We start from the raw sequence: 16,090 nt of genomic DNA on the forward strand, positions 1-16,090 counted from the left end.
GAAGTCAAAGTCCCGTGAACACGGGCCGCACCACCAAAGAATGGGGTACCGACCTTGCGTCACCACCAGAGGACGGCCGGGCCCGGCCGACGTCGGAGCGGGGTGGTGGTGGCGGCTTTCCTGGCCGTTGCCGCCCTCCTGTTCGGCGCATCGGGCGCGGCCGCCGACACCACGTCATCCAGTTCGGCCGTCGAGGGCAAGACCTTCGTCATCGGCACCGACACCACGTTTGCACCGTTTGAATTCCGGGACTCCTCGGGCGAGCTGACCGGCATCGACATGGACATCCTGCGGGCCATCGCCAAGGACCAGGGGTTCAAGGTCGAGATCCGCTCGCTCGGCTTCAACGCCGCACTCCAGGCCCTGACCTCCGACCAGGTGGACGGCGTCATCGCCGGCATGTCCATCACGGACGAGCGCAAGCAGGTCTACGACTTCTCCGAACCCTATTTCGAATCCGGCATCCAGATGGCCGTGGCGAAGAACAACAACGACATCAAGGGCTACGAGGACCTCAAGGGCAAGACCGTCACCGCCAAGACCGGTGCCGAGGGCGAGACCTTCGCCAAATCCATCGCCAAGAAGTACGGCTTCACGGTCAAGTCCCTGGACCAGTCGGCCAGCATGTACGAGCTGGTGAAGTCCGGCAACGCCGTCGCCGTCTTTGACGACTACCCGGTGCTGGCCTACGGCATCGCCCAGAACAACGGCCTGAAGACGGTCACCGACAAGGTGCCCGGCGGCTCCTACGGCTTCGCCGTGAACAAGGGCAAGAACGCCGACCTGCTGGCCGCCTTCAACGACGGTCTGGCCAAGATCAAGGCCAATGGCGACTACGACAAGATCGTCAACAGCTACCTGGCCGATCCGACGGCGGCCCAGCCCACCACGTTCTGGCAGCTGCTCGGACAATCACTGCCCGCGCTGCTCAAGGGCCTGCAGAACACCCTGGTCGTCACCGGCATCTCGTTCGTCGTCGCGATGATCATCGGCCTGGCCGCGGGGTTCATGAAGCTCGCCCGCAACATCGTCGTGAGGGGGATCTCCACCACGTACGTGAACATCTTCCGCGGCACCCCGCTGCTGCTGTGGGCGTTCATGTTCTACTTCGGCATCCCCCAGCTGACCGGCCTGCCGATCAATATCTGGGTGGCAGCGGTCCTGACGCTGTCGCTGAACTCGGGCGCCTACGTCGCCGAGATCGTCCGCGGTGGCATCCAGTCCGTCGATCCCGGCCAGATGGAAGCCAGCCGTTCGCTGGGCCTGGGCTACGGCAAGTCGATGCAGAAGGTCGTCGTCCCGCAGGCGTTCAAGATGATGACCCCGTCGCTGATCAACCAGCTGATCATCATGCTCAAGGATTCCTCGCTGCTGCTGGCCATCGGCTTCGCCGAACTGCTCTACCAGGGCCAGCAGATCTACGCGGCGAACTTCCGCGTCACCGAGACGCTGCTGATCGTCGGCGTCATCTACTTCGTCGCCGTGATGCTGCTGACGAAGCTCGCCAACTTCGCCGACCGGAGGTTCAACAAGTGAGCACATCGACAACGGATACGACCCGCAAGCCGATGATCGAGGTCAAGGGCCTGCGCAAGTCCTTCGGGTCCAACGAGGTCCTGCAGGGCATCGACGCGCAGGTCGTCGAGGGTGAAGTCGTCTGCGTCATCGGCCCGTCGGGTTCGGGCAAGTCGACCTTCCTGCGCTGCCTGAACAAGCTCGAGGACATCTCCGGTGGCACGGTGGTGGTCGACGGGTTCGACCTGACCGACCCCAAGGTCGACATCAATGAGGTCCGCCGCCACATCGGCATGGTGTTCCAGCACTTCAACCTCTTCCCCCACATGACCGTGGTGGAAAACGTGATGCTGGCACCGGTCGAGTCGAAGAAGGCCAGCAAGTCGGAGGCCCGCCAGAAGGCCATCGAACTGCTGACCCGGGTGGGGCTGGCAGAGAAGGCCGACGCCCGCCCGGCGGCCCTGTCCGGTGGGCAGAAACAGCGCGTGGCCATCGCCCGCGCGCTGGCCATGAACCCGGGCATCATGCTCTTCGACGAGGCCACCAGCGCCCTGGACCCCGAGATGGTCGGCGAGGTCCTGCAGGTCATCCGTGATCTGGCCCATTCGGGCATGACCCTGGTACTGGTCACCCACGAGATGGGCTTCGCCCGCGAGGTGGGGGACCGGGTGATCTTCATGGCCGACGGAGTCGTCTGCGAGGAGGGGACCCCGGACGAGCTCTTCGGCAACCCGCAGCAGGAACGCACGAAGGAATTTCTCTCCAAGGTCCTGTAGCCGGGGAGGACATTGCACGACGGCGGGAATCGGGCACGTGCCCGATTCCCGCCGTCGTTATTTTTCGGGGAAGATCCGGTATCAGCCGGCGGCCCGTTGGACCAAGGCGCGGATGCGTTCCTCGACCTCGGGCGTCAACTCGGACAGGGCATACGAGCTCGGCCACATGGCCCCGTCATCGAGGGCCGCCTTGTCGCTGAAACCGAGCGTCGAATACCGGGCCTTGAACTTCGCCGCGTCCTGGAAGAACAGGATCACGTCCTTGCCCTTGGCATAGGCGGGCATGCCGTACCAGGTGCGCGGGGTCAACCCGGGTGCACTCTCGGTGACGATCGCGTGGATGCGCTCCGCCATGGCTCGGTCCGGTTCGGCCATCACCGCGATCTTGTCCAGCACGTCTTGCGTGCCGTCGGCGGCAGCTTTGGCCGGACTGCGGCGGGCGTCCTTCTTCAGTTCCTGCGAGCGCTCCTTCATGGCCGCGCGCTCGTCGTCGGTGAAGGCGGGTCCGCTGGAATTTTTAGCGCCGGTCTTCTGCGCCATCGTCGTGCTCCTCGTCGGTAGGTCCGGTGTGATGGATCCACCCTAGGCTCGCGGGCCGGGGATCGGCTTCTTCGATCCTGCTCGATCGGCCACCGCACGCCCCTGGGCGACGCCTACGATTTCCGCAGCCAGGGGGCCGGCCGGCGCGTAGATTGGGAACGTGGCAGCGGACGGCGCGGCCGTGGCATCCGGTGCCACGAAAGATCCCCATCGAACCCGAGGAGCGTGCACATGGAGAACGAGACAACGGGCGACCAGACTCCGTCACCTGACGAATCCACCAACGGCCTGTCTGGGGAGTCCGCCGAGCGCCGGTCGCCCGAATGGGCCGGAGGACACGAGGCGGACGACACTTCCGGACAGGACGCCGATCCGGAGGACCTGCCCGTGCATGAGACGGACGACGAGACGACCGTCTCGCCGGAGAACAGCTAGCGGCAGTCCCCCTTGTCCCCAAAGCCGAAGGGTGCCTACGGTGAGGAAGCAGGCGCCCTCGCCCAGGGGGCACGGCGCCGGCAGGCGACAGCCGTCGTCGTGCGAGGCATCGAGCGAAGGAGCAACGCATGAGTTCCAGTACCCCAGAACGCGACCCCGCCATGGAGGCGGTGCCCGACGCCGACTACGGCCTCGATCCCGAGGAATCCACCGGGGACCCGTTGGAACCGGTGCCGATGGACGGTCGAGACGGCCAGCCCGCCGAAGGCTCTTCCGACAGCGCCGCCACCATGGCCGAAGATGACCCGCTGCGCGATCCCGTCTACGTCGAGGAGGAAGACCCCGCCTACGTCGACGGCGAGGTGGATCTGCTCGAGGACGAGGGGGAGTTGAATGACCCGGAAGCCGACGAATTGGCCAACGAGTCCATCGACGAGGAACGCACAGGCGACCTGGATCGGCGGCTGGCCGCGGACGCAGGGGACGACTTCGGCGGCCTGGCCGACCCCGAAGCCGATGACCCCGGAACGGACGAGGGCCTGGCCGAGGAACTGGGCGACGATCCCGACTCGGCCTCCCGTTAGCCCGACGGGCCCGTTCCCTTCCGGAGTGGGCCCGTTTTCGTGTCCGGCGGTCTCCCAATCCGGGCCGGTGGTCAGCCCAGGACGGCTTCACCGACGATGCAGGCCAGCGCGGCTGCCGGAAGCAGCACGTGGGGTACCACTGTCGCGAATCGACGGCTTCGCGTGGCCGGCTCCGGATCCGAGCCGTTCGGGTCGACGATGACATCGGGCTCGTCCCGCAGGGCAGCCACGACGGAGTAGGTGCTGGCGCCAAGCAGGATGGCACCCGAGATGACGGCGACCCACCACGGATCCCACGAGGCCAACACGGGATATCCGCGCTCCGGCGCGAACAACGCCGCGCCCGTGGCGCTGAGAACCGCGAGGCCGAAGACGACGGCGAAGACCCAGAGATGTCGGACGCCGACAGTGAAATACGCGGGTAGCCCGAGGACGAGGGCCACCGGAACCAAGAAGAGCACCAGCTGTGGCAGGGAAAACTCCCCGCGGGTGCCAGAGAACACCGAGGAGACCGCCGGCGCGAAAGCTAAGAAGGCCAGGAGCGAGACCGCCGGGCCCAGGACGACCGGATCCAGGGCAGTGATGGCCGGCACGGTAGTCACATCGAGCTGTCCAGCATAGGCCCGCGGTTCCCCGAAGGCTTCCGCCGCCGTCTCCCCGGAATCGGCGATATGTCCACGCACGACGGCCACCGCATCGCCAATGGCGTCGCCACGCACATCACGCAAGCGCAGGGTCAGGATGAAATCGTCGATCCAGGCGTCGTTGGTCTGGGTGCTGGTCATCGTTCTGCTCTCTTTCCGGCGGTAGAGGACGTGGAGGGTAACTCGTCGGCGGGCCCGGGGTCCGGTCCGGAACCCCGGAGATGGGCCAGCGTGGTCGAGGTGAAGCGTTCCCACGCGGAGCGCTGGCCGTCCAAGGCGGATCGGCCCGCTGCGGTGAGGGAAAAATACTTGCGGCCGGGGCCCGAGGTGCCGGCCTTCCATTCGGTGGCTACCCACCCCGCCGACTCGTACCGGGTCAGCAAGGGGTACAGCGTTCCCCCCTTGACCGTTCCAAGCCCGGCCCGCTCCAGCTCGGCGATGAGCGCGTACCCGTAGGACGGGCCGGCCTCCAGTGCCCGCAGGGCACACAGCCCCAACACGGCCCGCATCCAATCGGAGGGCCATCCCGCGTCGGGGGCACCGTCGTCGTGCCCTGGTTGCCGTTCCTGCATGTCTAGATTGTCAGTCTAACTAGTTGGCGTGTCAACTACCGACCGGATCCCGGGGTCGCGGAAAAGTCCTGCCAATTGACGGATGGGTCACGGGCCACATATCCTGAACGAACGGTCAGTAATTCGAAACTTGTCACAGTGAGGTGAGCCCCCATGGCTGCACGGAACGACCCGAAAGGGCCTCTGTCCACGGTGCTGACGCCCGAGGAAGAGGCGGCGCAGGAGCATTTCGACGCGGTCATCGCCGACGACTCGCGCATCGAGCCGCGCGACTGGATGCCGGAGGGGTACCGCAAGACCCTCACCCGCCAGATCTCCCAGCACGCGCATTCGGAGATCATCGGCATGCAGCCGGAGGCCAACTGGATCAGCCGCGCCCCGAGCCTGAAGCGCAAGTCGATCCTCATGGCCAAGGTCCAGGACGAGGCCGGCCACGGGCTCTACCTCTACTCCGCCGCCGAGACGCTGGGCACCCCGCGCCACGTGCTCAACGACCAGCTGCTCACCGGCAAGGCGAAGTACTCCTCGATCTTCAACTACCCTGCCCGTTCCTGGGCCGACATGGGGGCCATCGGCTGGCTCGTCGACGGGGCCGCCATCGTGAACCAGGTCCCGCTGTGCCGCGCCTCCTTCGGCCCGTACGGCCGCGCCATGGTCCGCGTGTGCAAGGAGGAGTCGTTCCACCAGCGCCAGGGCTTCGAGATCCTCATGGAACTGGCCGCCGGCACCGAGGCCCAGAAGCAGATGGCCCAGGACGCCATCAACCGCTTCTACGAGCCCTCCCTGATGATGTTCGGCCCGCCGGACGGCGATTCGCCCAACTCGCAGCAGTCGATGAAGTGGAAGATCAAGCGCTTCACGAACGATGATCTGCGCCAGCGCTTCGTCGGCATGATCGCCGAACAGGTCAAGGTCCTGGGACTCACCCTGCCCGACCCCGAACTGCGGTTCGACGAGGAAACCGGGAAGTGGCTCCACAAGGACCTGAACTGGGCCGAGTTCAAGGCGGTGATCTCCGGAAACGGGCCCTGCAACGCCCAACGGCTGGAGCGCCGCCGCGACGCCCACGCCGACGGCGCCTGGGTCCGCGAAGCCGCAGCGGCCTACGCCGAGAAGATGGAACAGAAAGCCGAGGTGGCCTAGGTGGCCCAGGAAACCAACCAGCACGACGCCGGTACCCCCTCCACGCGCGAATGGCCCCTGTGGGAGGTCTTCGTGCGCTCCTCGCGCGGCCTCTCGCACGTGCACGCCGGATCGCTGCACGCCCCCGACGCCGAGATGGCCGTGCGCAACGCCCGCGACCTCTACACCCGCCGCAACGAGGGCGTGTCCCTGTGGGTCGTCGCCTCCGAGGACATCGTCACCTCCGACCCGGATGCCAAGGGCCAGTTCTTCGAGTCGCCGCAGGGCAAGGACTACCGTCACGCCACGTACTACAAGAAGAGCGAAGGCGTGAAGCACCTGTGAGCCACACCGAGACCCACGAAACCGACAGCTACGGCGACTCCACCGCCTCGGCCACGCGCATCACCCCGGGCAACGCCCTGCGCCCGGAGGACATCCAGTTGCAAAAGGACGCCCCCTCCGAGCCGGTCGCCCAGTATGCGCTGCGCCTGGGCGACGACTCGCTGATCCTGGCCCAGCGGTTGTCCCATTGGATCTCCCGCGGACCGGAGATCGAGGAGGACATCGCCCTGGGCAACATCGCCCTGGACGAGCTCGGCCACGCACGCTCCTTCCTCTCCTACGCAGGACTGGCGTGGGGCAAGAGCGAAGACGACCTCGCCTACTGGCGCGAGGAGTCCGAGTTCCGCTCCCTGCACCTCTTCGAACAGCCCAACGGCGACTTCGGCGTCACGATCGTGCGCCAGCTCGCCGTGGCGATCTACCAGCACCTGCTCTACACCGCCCTGCTGGACTCCTCTGATGCGACCATCGCGGCGATCAGCGCCAAGGCGGTCAAGGAGGTCGACTACCACCGCGACCACGCCATCATGTGGACGCGCCGCCTGGGTATCGGCACCGACGAATCCGCAGCCCGGATGCGCCACGCCCTGGAGGTCATCTGGCCCTACGTCGACGAGCTGTTCCTCGACGAGGACCTGCACGACGAGCTCGGCGACGCCGGCGTGCGCCCCTCCACCCTGCGCGAGCCGTGGCTGGCCGAGTTCACCGCCGTCTTGGAATCCGCCGAACTCGAGGTCCCGACCGTGCCCTTCGCGATGTGCAACGGCCGCGGCGGCGAGCATTCGGAGCACCTGGGCTACGTGCTGGCGGAGATGCAGGTGTTGGCCCGCCAACATCCCGGCGCCAGCTGGTAAGGAGCACCCCATGAGCAGCACCATGACCGATCTGCAGGCCATCGCGGCCCGCGTGACCGACCCGGAAATCCCGGTGTTGACCATCGAGGACCTGGGCATCCTGCGCGGTGTCCACCTCGATGACGACGGCGGGGTGCGGGTGGTCATCACCCCCACCTATTCGGGGTGCCCGGCCATGGACGCCATCCGGGAGGACCTGCAGACCGCCTTCCTTGCCGAGGGCTACCAGGACGTCTCCGTGGACCTGGTGCTCTCACCTGCCTGGAGCACCGACTGGATGACCGAGGCCGGCAAGACCAAGCTCGAGGAGTACGGGATCGCCCCGCCCACCGGAACCGGCCACCGCGGCACAGTGACGTTGGGGATGGCGGTCAAGTGCCCGCGCTGCCACAGCCTGAAAACCAAGGAACTTTCCCGCTTCGGGTCCACCTCCTGCAAGGCGCTGTACCAGTGCCGGGAGTGCCTGGAACCCTTCGACTATTTCAAGGTGCTTTCATGACAGAGACGACCCAGACCCCCGATAGCGATGCCACGGGAGTTGCGCCCCGCCGTCGTGCCTCGTTCCACACGCTCACCGTCGGCGAGGTCCGCCGGCTGACCGCCGCGGCCATCGAGGTTACCTTCGTGGTTCCCGCCGAGCTGGTTGACGACTACGACTACCTGCCGGGGCAGTACGTTGCGCTGCGCAAGGAACTGCCCGACGCCGACGGGAACGTCGCGGAGGTGCGGCGCAGCTATTCGATCTGCGCCGAGCCGAAGCCAGGCGAGATCCGGGTCGCCATCAAGCGCGACCTCGGTGGACTCTTCTCCACCTGGGCCAACGAATCGCTGCAGGCCGGCGACACCATGGACGTGATGAGCCCCTCGGGCGCCTTCATTTCCAAGCACAAGATGACCGGGCTGAACGACCCCGACTCCATCGACACCACCACCAGCCACAACTTCGTGGCCGTCGCCGCGGGATCGGGCATCACCCCCGTCATGGCGATCGCCCGGACGGTGCTGGCCGCCAACGACCACGTCCACTTCGACCTGGTCTACGCCAACCGCGCCGCAATGGACGTGATGTTCCTCGAGGAACTGGCTGACCTCAAGGACCGATACCCCTCGCGCTTTGCCCTGCACCATGTGCTCTCGCGCGAACAGCGGATCTCCCCGTTGCTTTCGGGCCGGATCGATGCCGAAAAGCTCACCACCTTGCTCGGCTCGGTGATCCGCACGGACCAGATCGACGAGTGGTTCCTCTGCGGACCCTTCGAACTGGTCCAGCTGGTGCGCGACAACCTCGCCGATCAGGGAGTGCCGGCCGAGAAGGTCCGCTACGAGCTCTTCACCACGGGGCAGCCGACCCGTCCCGAGGGCCATAGTGGACGCCCGGTCATCGAGGACGATTCCGGGGACAACTACGAGATCGAGTTCAAGCTCGACGGCCTGCAGGGTGCGGTCAAGTCGCCCATGTCGGCCCGGGAGACCATCCTCAACGCCGCACTTCGGGTGCGCCCCGATGTCCCGTTCGCCTGTGCGGGCGGGGTCTGCGGCACCTGTCGCGCCAAGCTGCTGACCGGCACGGTGAGCATGGAGGAAAACTACGCGCTGGAGCCCGAGGAGATCGACGCCGGCTACGTGCTGACCTGCCAATCGCACCCGACCTCGGACGCAGTGTCCGTGGACTACGACGCCTAGGAGCCACCGATGATCGACCTGCAGATTGCCGACGGCATCGCCGAAGTCGTCCTGAACGCCCCGCAGAAGATGAACGCGCTGGACGCCGAGGCGCTGGGGGAGCTCTCCCGGGCCTATGAGAACGCGGCCCATGCCGTGTCCACCGGCGAAGTCCGTGCGCTGCTGCTGCGCGGCGAAGGCCGAGGGTTCTGCGCCGGTCGGGACATCTCCGGCGTCGTCCCCGCCGACGACGACGTCCAGGGCTACCTGGGTGGGTTGGTCGAACCGCTGATGCGCCAGATGGCGGAGTTCCCGGCGCCGACGTTTGCCGCCGTGCAGGGCGCGTGCCTCGGGGTCGGCCTCGGCTTGGCGATTGCCACCGACGTGGTCTACGTGGCGGAGAACGCCAAGATCGGGTCTCCGTTCGCCAACCTCGGGGCCACTTTGGATTCGGGCGGGCACTGGTTGTTCACCGAACGCCTTGGCGCCCACCGCACTTTGGACATGGTCTACACGGCCGAGCTGATTTCCGGTGCCGAGGCCGTGCGCTCGGGGCTGTTCAGCCGGGCCATGCCAGCCGAGGACCTGCTGGAGACCACCCGCGGCATCGTCGGGAAAGTCGCCCGGGGGGCCACCCAGGCGTTCGTCGCCTCCAAGCAGCTTGTCGCCGAGGTCCGCGACCAGCGCCTGGGGCTCTGGGAGTCCATGGCCAACGAGAACCGCGCCCAGGACGCACTGTGTGCCACGGACGACTACGCCGAGGGGTTCAAGGCGTTCCAGGAGAAGCGGAAGCCGGACTTCAAGGGCTGAAGCGAGAGGCAGTCACCCACCGGCTCTTCGTTGTGCAGGGGTTCGCTTGAGCAGCTCCGGGCAGGTCCAAACGGCCAGGTCGGCGAGCGGGATCCGAACCTCCCGACCGGGGCCGCGGGGTTGTTACACAGAAGATCCTATTTGAAAATTATGAGTAACTCTTTATGTCATAAATTCGAGATGGGTGCTTTATGGGTAACGAATCGTCCCGTGCGCACGGTGCGGGCCGGTGGCCCGGCATTGCCTGGGAACCACAAACGTGGGTGCCAGCCGCTGCCGGATTTGGAGGCCAGTCCGCGTCCCGGGCTGGGCGCCCTGAGTCGGCACTCCCTGCGCATATTGCGGAGCAAGTTCCGGATCCAGACGGCGAAGTGCTTCAACTGGCCCATGAGGCCTCAAGCGAGCTCACCAGACTCGATGCTGAGATCGGGCACAAAGCCGCACGGTTTGCGCCAGTACTGCTTCGGTCCGAATCTGCCTCTTCGTCGCAGATCGAGAACCTGACGGCTAGCGCCCAGGCCATCTTCAGCGCCGAACTGGGTGTCAAGAAGAGCCGGAATGCCCTGTTGATTGCGGCGAACACGCGGGCAATGTCGGCGGCCTTGCAACTGGCGGAGAACATTTCGGCCACGTCGATTCTGGAGATGCACCGGGTGCTCATGGCCGGACAGCACATTCATCCTGCAGGTCAGTGGCGGGATGAGCCGGTCTGGATCGGTACGCGCGGTGATACTCCCTTTGGCGCCGATTATGTAGCACCGCACCACGAACGGGTTCCTTCCTTGGTCGATGATGTAGTCGCCTTCTCCGTGCGTCTCGACATCCCACCACTCGTCTCGGTCGCCGTGAGCCATGCTCAGTTCGAGACGATTCACCCATTCACCGACGGCAACGGCAGGACAGGGCGCGCTCTGGCCCAGTCGATCCTTCGGTTCCGCGGTGTGACGAGAAATGTGGCTGTTCCCGTCTCTGCGGGACTGCTGGCCGACATCGATGGTTACCATCAGGCGCTCACCGCCTACCGTGCCGGAGACATCACGCCCATCATCAGGGCATTCGCCAACGCCGCCTTGAGAGCTGTGGCGAACACGCGTCAACTGGTCGAGGAACTCGAAGACATCCAGGAATCGTGGACGGAGCGGCTTCGCGTCCGCAAGAGCAGCAATGCGTGGCGGCTTCTGGATCTCGTGGCCCGACGACCGGTGATCGACTCGGCCACGGCGGCAGCCGAACTCGGCGCGAAGCAGCCAAACGTTTATCCCCCGTTGAAAGCCCTGGTTGAAGCAGGCATCTTGCAGTCAAAGGCGGAACACCGGCTCGGGCCGTTCTGGCGTAGCGATGAGATCCTGGATGTCATCGACCGTTTTGCCCAACGTGCCGGCCGCCGGCAGAAGACCTGGGCGGGCATCTTTCATGATCGCTAGGCGGTCTGCACTGCTGTGCAGGCCTGCGGTAGGCCGGCCGGTCTGGTCGGAGCGGCTACCGTGGGGGCTTTTCGTGGCCGTCCTGTTTCGTGGACGTCTCCCTGAACCGTTCCCACGCCGACTGGCGTGACATGCCGAGCGACTCTCCTATGGCCGCCCAGCTGATGCTCCGCCGTCGTGCGGCACTCACCCACGTGCGCAGGTGGTGTTCGACGTCGTCGCGCGCGTGGGCGACCCGGGGGAGCTGGGCCAGCAACTCTCGTTCGTTGAGTCGATCCCAGGGTGCCCCGTGGAAGTCCGCTGGCTCCGGGGGCGCCGACCGGAGAAGCTCGAGGGCCGACTCCGAACATGAACGGCAAATGGACGCCGTGGGTGCGCCCACCAGCCAGCCGGTCTCGGCGCGTGGGCGGAGGCAAAAGGAGCACATGAAGGGGTGGTCGCTGTCGGCCGCGTCTTCAATCTGCATGTTTCCGCCTCTCCATGGGGTCAGCCTACGTTCTCTTGCCATGTCAGGGATAACCTGACAGTCTGTCAGGAATTACCTGACATGACAATGAGGATAATGATGACCGCCAACGACGTGGGCGCCCGCCGGACAACGCACGGCAGGGCTTCTGCCTTTCGCCACCTTCTGGCAACAGGAGCCGCCGAAGACTTTGGCGACACATTGACCCGCACCGTTCTGCCCATCCTCGCGGTGGCGACGCTGGGTGCAGGCGCCGAATTCGTCGGCGTGCTCAACGCCATCGGCCTGGGGGCCTTCTTGCTGTTGGGCATGCCGATCGGACGATTCGTCGACTCGCGTCGGGATCGACGCAAGGTCATGGCTTCGGCGACGTTGGTGCGTTGTTGTGCGGTGACGGCATTGGCCCTGGCCTTTATGGGTGGTTGGATCTCGGCGCCTGTGCTGGCGGGAGGAGCGGTGCTCGTCGGCATCGCCGACGTCGTCTTCACCACCGCCCACGGCACGGTCGTCCCCGCACTGGTCCACCCCGAAGGGCTCAAGGGTGCCTACTCGCGGTTGGCCGTCGTCGGACAATGCACGTCCATTGCGGCGGTAGTGGTTGGAAGCGTGCTCTTGGCCTCGCCCGGGATCCTGGGGGTCCTGGTCGTGGCGGCAAGTGCCTATGCGGTGTCGGTTCTGTTGCAACGGGGGATCGCGATGGTCCCGGACGTCGTCGCCTCTGGCGGAGCAGGGCGGCGACGAGCACGTCTGCTTGACGGATTCCGCGCACTTCGTCGTCGGCCGGTCCTGTGGAGGCTGACGCTTTCCGGGAGTCTGACCAACGCCGGAGCGATGGTCGGCAATACGGTCATGCCGGTCTTCGTCATGCGTGACCTGTCCATCGCCCCGGCGATCTTCGCTGCCTTGGGGATGGTCTCGGCCGTCGGGGCGATTCTCGGGGCGGCGGCCGGACCGCGCCTCACGAAGAAGCTGGGTCTGCGTCGACTGCGGCTGGGGACCGCTGCGCTGTCGATGCCCGTGGTTGCCATGACCGTTTTCTGCCGGCAACTCGCCGGTCCGGATCTCCTCTGGCTGGCTGTCGAATCCCTGGGCTGGGCATTTCTGGTGTCCGCGGCTGCAGTGGCCGGAGCCGATGTCCTGCCGCGCAGCGTCGATTCATCCGAATTGACCTCGGTGGGATCAGCCCAGCGCACGATGACACTCGGCGTCATGCCGATCGCGGCACTGGTGGGCGGGGTAGCCGCGACCCTGGTGGGAAGCGTCCCGGTGCTCTGCTTCTGGGTTCTCCTGGCGGGTGCCGCGGCGATTCCCCTGCTGCGGCGGGACTCCCTGGGTTCATTCTGACGGCGACCGGGCCGGTCCGCCGCCCGTCAGCGGGTGTCGACGTCCTCGAAGATCAGGAACGTCTGGGTATCCAGGACGCCGGGCATCGACTGGATGTTCTCGAACACCACGCGCCGCAGGTCCACGTTGTCCTTGGCCCGGACCAGCAGGATGACGTCGAAGTTCCCGCCGACTAAGCCGATGTGGTGCACCTCGGGCAGCGCGGCCAGGCGGTCGCGCAGTTCGCGCCAAGAGTGCTGGCGAAGCTTGAGCGTGACGTAGGCGGAAGAGCGCAATCCTGCCTTGACCGGGTCGACGACAGCCATGTAACGGGTGATGACGCCCTCGTCCTGAAGGCGGTTGATCCGCGAATAGGCGTGCGCGCGGGAGACATGGACGTTCTGCGCCACCGTCGTGACGGACTGCCGGCCATCACGGGTCAGCTCGGCCAGGATGCGATGGTCGACGTCGTCGAGCTTGACGGGAACCGAGTCCATGGGATCCTCCCAAATCAGGCGTCCACGATTCATCGTGTAACACCGCTCACAGTGACATTATGTCTTCGAGAATACGCTTCTTGTTCTCAATATTCCAAGCATCCCTCGACAAGTGGATACGATCCGGTCCTGCTTCGCATACTTGAGTCACGAAGTGCTTTCGACGAGGCCTGCCTTCAAGCGGCCCGCCGGGCGTCCGGGATTCTACAAAGGAGTACACCATGAGCGCCGTGCCAGGTGAGCAGCATGCCACCGAAGCCGCTGACCTCGACACCGTCTGCCGCCACTTCGGCATCTCCGTCGAGGACTATCTGCTGCCCTCGCGGGGCCAGATCCAGATCGTCGACGAATTGGGCCAGCTGCGCCCGGTCGAGGACCAGGGAACCGAACCGGGCCACGAGTACCCGCTGCCCGACGACGAGACCCTGATGGCAGCCTACGAGCAGTTGGTCGTTGGCCGCCGGGTCAACGACCAGAACTCGGCACTGGTACGCCAGGGCCGGATGGCCGTCTATCCCTCCAGCCATGGCCAGGAAGCCTGCCAGGTCGCCGCAGCCCTGTGCCTGGGAGCGGACGACTGGATGTTCCCGACCTACCGCGACTCGGTGGCCGTGATGGCCAAGGGCGTCGACCCGCTGGAGACCATGATCCTCTTCCGCGGCGACTGGCACGGGGGGTACGACCCGCGAGAGTACAAGGTCGGCATCCAGTCCACCCCGCTGACCACCCAGTTGCTCCACGCCGTCGGCGTTGCCCATGCGGCCAAGCTGCGTGGGGAGGACACTGTCGTGTTGGCCATGTGCGGCGACGGCGCCACCAGTGAAGGCGACTTCCACGAGGCGCTGAACTTCGCCGCGGTGTTCAACCTGCCGGTGATCTTCTTCGTGCAGAACAACCAGTACGCCATCTCGGTGCCTCTGGCCCAGCAGTCGGTGGCACCGTCGCTGGCCCACAAGGCCGTCGGCTACGGCATGGCCGGCGAGCGCGTGGACGGCAACGATCTGGTAGCACTCATGGCAGTTCTCGGCCGCGCCGTCGAGCTGGCCCGCACCGGCTCCGGCCCCCTCCTGGTCGAAGCCCACACCTACCGCATGCAGGCCCACACCAACGCCGATGACGCGACGCGCTACCGCCAGGACACCGAGGTCCAGGCCTGGCAGGCGAAGGATCCGCTGAACCGGATGACTGCCTACCTGCAGGGCAAGGGGCTGCTCGACGACGCCGCCTCCGAACGCATCGCGGCCCATGCCGAGGAGACCGCGAAGGCCCTGCGCGACGGGCTGAACCAGGACCCCGACGTCGATCCGCTGGAACTGTTCCAGCATGTCTACGCCCACCAGACCCCGCAGCTGGCCGAACAGGCCGCCCTGCTGGCGGATGAACTCTCCCGGGAAGGGGAAGCCAAGTGAGCCCGCACATCACCACCTCCTCCGAGGCCAACGGCAACGTCAGCGCGGCCACGGCCCAGGCCACGGTCCGCGCGGCCGAACGCGCCGAGGCCTCCGGGCCGAAGCCGGTCACGTTCGCCAAGGCCCTGAATTCGGCGCTGGCCGACGCCATGGAAGCCGATGCCGCCGTCGTGCTCTTCGGCGAGGACATCGGCACCCTCGGTGGCGTCTTCCGCATCACCGATGGGCTGACCGCCCGCTTCGGCGAGGAGCGCTGCTTCGATACCCCGCTGGCAGAATCCGGAATCGCCGGAATGGCCATCGGCATGGCCATCAACGGGATGCGCCCGGTGATCGAGATGCAGTTCGACGCGTTCGCCTACCCGGCCTTCGAGCAGATCGCCTCCCACCTGGCCAAGATGCGCAACCGCACCCGCGGCGCACTGGACATGCCCGTGGTCATCCGCATCCCGTATGCCGGGGGCATCGGCGGCGTCGAGCACCACTGCGACTCCTCCGAGGCCTACTACGCACACACCCCGGGTTTGAAGGTCATGACCCCCTCGACGGTGGCCGACGCGTACACGATGATGCGCGAGGCCATCGATTCGGACGACCCGGTGGTTTTCCTGGAGCCGAAGAAGCTCTACTTCTCCAAGGACCCGGTGGACCTGGACGCGCTGCGCGCCGAGTACGACGCCGCTGCCTCCTCCGGCGCGCACCTCACCGAAGGGCGGGCCGCCGTCGCCCGCGCCGGCACCGACGCGACGCTGATCGCGTACGGGCCGTCGGTGTCCACCGCGCTGGCCGCCGCCGAGGCAGCCGCGGCCGAGGGCCGATCGCTTGAGGTCATCGACGTGCGGTCCATCGTGCCCTTCGATGACGAGACCGTCTGCGCGTCCGTCCGCAAGACCGGCCGCGCCGTTGTCATCGCCGAGGCCCCCGGGTTCGCCTCGGTCGCCTCCGAGATCACCGCCCGCGTGCAGGAGCGCTGCTTCCACTCACTGGCGGCCCCCGTGCTGCGGGTGACCGGGTTTGATGTCCCGTTCCCGTCGCCGAAGCTGGAGCACTACTTCCTGCCCAGTGTCGACCGCATCCTGGACACCGTCGACCTGTTGCAGTGGGAGGACTAG

At 66.3% G+C, this 16,090-nt stretch carries 19 protein-coding genes; 14 read left to right on the top strand and 5 right to left on the bottom strand.

Going from position 1 to position 16,090, the window contains the following annotated elements:
• Positions 1-105: 105 nt before the first annotated feature.
• Together AC1MEQ_RS14445 and AC1MEQ_RS14450 are read left to right on the top strand one after the other, a co-directional pair.
• On the top strand, positions 106-1,536 hold the full coding sequence (locus tag AC1MEQ_RS14445; RefSeq protein ID WP_479791661.1) for an amino acid ABC transporter substrate-binding protein/permease: 1,431 nt from the start codon (positions 106-108) through the stop codon (positions 1,534-1,536).
• A gap of 32 nt (positions 1,537-1,568) precedes the next feature.
• A complete protein-coding gene (locus tag AC1MEQ_RS14450; protein ID WP_479796145.1) occupies positions 1,569-2,291 on the top strand; it encodes an amino acid ABC transporter ATP-binding protein in 723 nt (240 codons plus the stop codon).
• A gap of 81 nt (positions 2,292-2,372) precedes the next feature.
• On the opposite strand, the gene AC1MEQ_RS14455 is transcribed toward AC1MEQ_RS14450, so the two are convergent.
• Positions 2,373-2,831, bottom strand: coding sequence for an iron chaperone (locus AC1MEQ_RS14455; protein WP_479791662.1), 459 nt, complete (start codon positions 2,829-2,831; stop codon positions 2,373-2,375).
• Positions 2,832-3,062: 231 nt separating this feature from the next.
• Here AC1MEQ_RS14455 and AC1MEQ_RS14460 point away from each other — a divergent pair, with 231 nt between their 5' ends.
• Both AC1MEQ_RS14460 and AC1MEQ_RS14465 read left to right on the top strand, forming a co-directional pair.
• Positions 3,063-3,266, top strand: coding sequence for a hypothetical protein (locus AC1MEQ_RS14460; protein WP_479791663.1), 204 nt, complete (start codon positions 3,063-3,065; stop codon positions 3,264-3,266).
• Positions 3,267-3,394: 128 nt separating this feature from the next.
• Positions 3,395-3,850, top strand: a complete 456-nt coding sequence (locus AC1MEQ_RS14465; RefSeq protein ID WP_479791664.1) for a hypothetical protein — start codon at positions 3,395-3,397, stop codon at positions 3,848-3,850.
• 71 nt (positions 3,851-3,921) lie between these two features.
• Here the strand turns inward: AC1MEQ_RS14465 and AC1MEQ_RS14470 are convergent, their stop codons facing one another.
• A complete protein-coding gene (locus AC1MEQ_RS14470; protein WP_479791665.1) occupies positions 3,922-4,635 on the bottom strand; it encodes a hypothetical protein in 714 nt (237 codons plus the stop codon).
• On the bottom strand, positions 4,632-5,066 hold the full coding sequence (locus AC1MEQ_RS14475) for a PadR family transcriptional regulator (protein WP_479791666.1): 435 nt from the start codon (positions 5,064-5,066) through the stop codon (positions 4,632-4,634). Before AC1MEQ_RS14475 ends, AC1MEQ_RS14470 begins: the two co-directional genes overlap by 4 nt.
• A 153-nt stretch (positions 5,067-5,219) precedes the next feature.
• On the opposite strand from AC1MEQ_RS14475, the gene paaA reads away from it, so the two are divergent.
• The 7 genes from paaA (at position 5,220) to AC1MEQ_RS14510 (ending at position 11,283) form a co-directional block, all read left to right on the top strand.
• On the top strand, positions 5,220-6,209 hold the full coding sequence (paaA, locus tag AC1MEQ_RS14480) for a 1,2-phenylacetyl-CoA epoxidase subunit PaaA (RefSeq protein ID WP_479791667.1): 990 nt from the start codon (positions 5,220-5,222) through the stop codon (positions 6,207-6,209).
• On the top strand, positions 6,210-6,533 hold the full coding sequence (gene paaB, locus AC1MEQ_RS14485) for a 1,2-phenylacetyl-CoA epoxidase subunit PaaB (protein ID WP_479791668.1): 324 nt from the start codon (positions 6,210-6,212) through the stop codon (positions 6,531-6,533).
• Positions 6,530-7,387: a 1,2-phenylacetyl-CoA epoxidase subunit PaaC gene (gene paaC, locus AC1MEQ_RS14490; RefSeq protein ID WP_479791669.1), complete on the top strand. Its 858-nt coding sequence runs from the start codon at positions 6,530-6,532 to the stop codon at positions 7,385-7,387. Before paaB ends, paaC begins: the two co-directional genes overlap by 4 nt.
• 10 nt (positions 7,388-7,397) lie before the next feature.
• Positions 7,398-7,886 carry a 1,2-phenylacetyl-CoA epoxidase subunit PaaD gene (gene paaD / locus AC1MEQ_RS14495; protein ID WP_479791670.1) on the top strand — a complete coding sequence of 163 codons (489 nt, stop codon included), beginning with the start codon at positions 7,398-7,400 and terminating at the stop codon, positions 7,884-7,886.
• Positions 7,883-9,070, top strand: coding sequence for a 1,2-phenylacetyl-CoA epoxidase subunit PaaE (gene paaE, locus AC1MEQ_RS14500; protein ID WP_479791671.1), 1,188 nt, complete (start codon positions 7,883-7,885; stop codon positions 9,068-9,070). Before paaD ends, paaE begins: the two co-directional genes overlap by 4 nt.
• Before the next feature lie 9 nt (positions 9,071-9,079).
• On the top strand, positions 9,080-9,859 hold the full coding sequence (locus AC1MEQ_RS14505; RefSeq protein ID WP_479791672.1) for an enoyl-CoA hydratase/isomerase family protein: 780 nt from the start codon (positions 9,080-9,082) through the stop codon (positions 9,857-9,859).
• Between the two features lie 371 nt (positions 9,860-10,230).
• On the top strand, positions 10,231-11,283 hold the full coding sequence (locus AC1MEQ_RS14510; RefSeq protein WP_479791673.1) for a Fic family protein: 1,053 nt from the start codon (positions 10,231-10,233) through the stop codon (positions 11,281-11,283).
• Positions 11,284-11,338: 55 nt separating this feature from the next.
• Here the strand turns inward: AC1MEQ_RS14510 and AC1MEQ_RS14515 are convergent, their stop codons facing one another.
• Positions 11,339-11,749, bottom strand: coding sequence for a ClpX C4-type zinc finger protein (locus AC1MEQ_RS14515; RefSeq protein WP_479791674.1), 411 nt, complete (start codon positions 11,747-11,749; stop codon positions 11,339-11,341).
• Positions 11,750-11,950: 201 nt separating this feature from the next.
• Between AC1MEQ_RS14515 and AC1MEQ_RS14520 the strand changes: the two genes are divergently transcribed.
• Entirely contained in the window at positions 11,951-13,093 is a 1,143-nt protein-coding gene (locus AC1MEQ_RS14520) for an MFS transporter (RefSeq protein ID WP_479791675.1), read from the top strand.
• A 26-nt stretch (positions 13,094-13,119) separates the two neighbouring features.
• Here the strand turns inward: AC1MEQ_RS14520 and AC1MEQ_RS14525 are convergent, their stop codons facing one another.
• Positions 13,120-13,569, bottom strand: a complete 450-nt coding sequence (locus AC1MEQ_RS14525; protein WP_479791676.1) for an Lrp/AsnC family transcriptional regulator — start codon at positions 13,567-13,569, stop codon at positions 13,120-13,122.
• Positions 13,570-13,790: 221 nt separating this feature from the next.
• On the opposite strand from AC1MEQ_RS14525, the gene pdhA reads away from it, so the two are divergent.
• Together pdhA and AC1MEQ_RS14535 are read left to right on the top strand one after the other, a co-directional pair.
• Entirely contained in the window at positions 13,791-14,978 is a 1,188-nt protein-coding gene (gene pdhA / locus AC1MEQ_RS14530) for a pyruvate dehydrogenase (acetyl-transferring) E1 component subunit alpha (protein WP_479791677.1), read from the top strand.
• Positions 14,975-16,090 (top strand): alpha-ketoacid dehydrogenase subunit beta, encoded by a 1,116-nt coding sequence (locus tag AC1MEQ_RS14535; RefSeq protein ID WP_479791678.1) that lies wholly within the window; start codon positions 14,975-14,977, stop codon positions 16,088-16,090. The genes pdhA and AC1MEQ_RS14535 overlap by 4 nt, the downstream gene beginning before the upstream one ends.

Source organism: Arthrobacter sp. ASL1, from assembly GCF_056680475.1.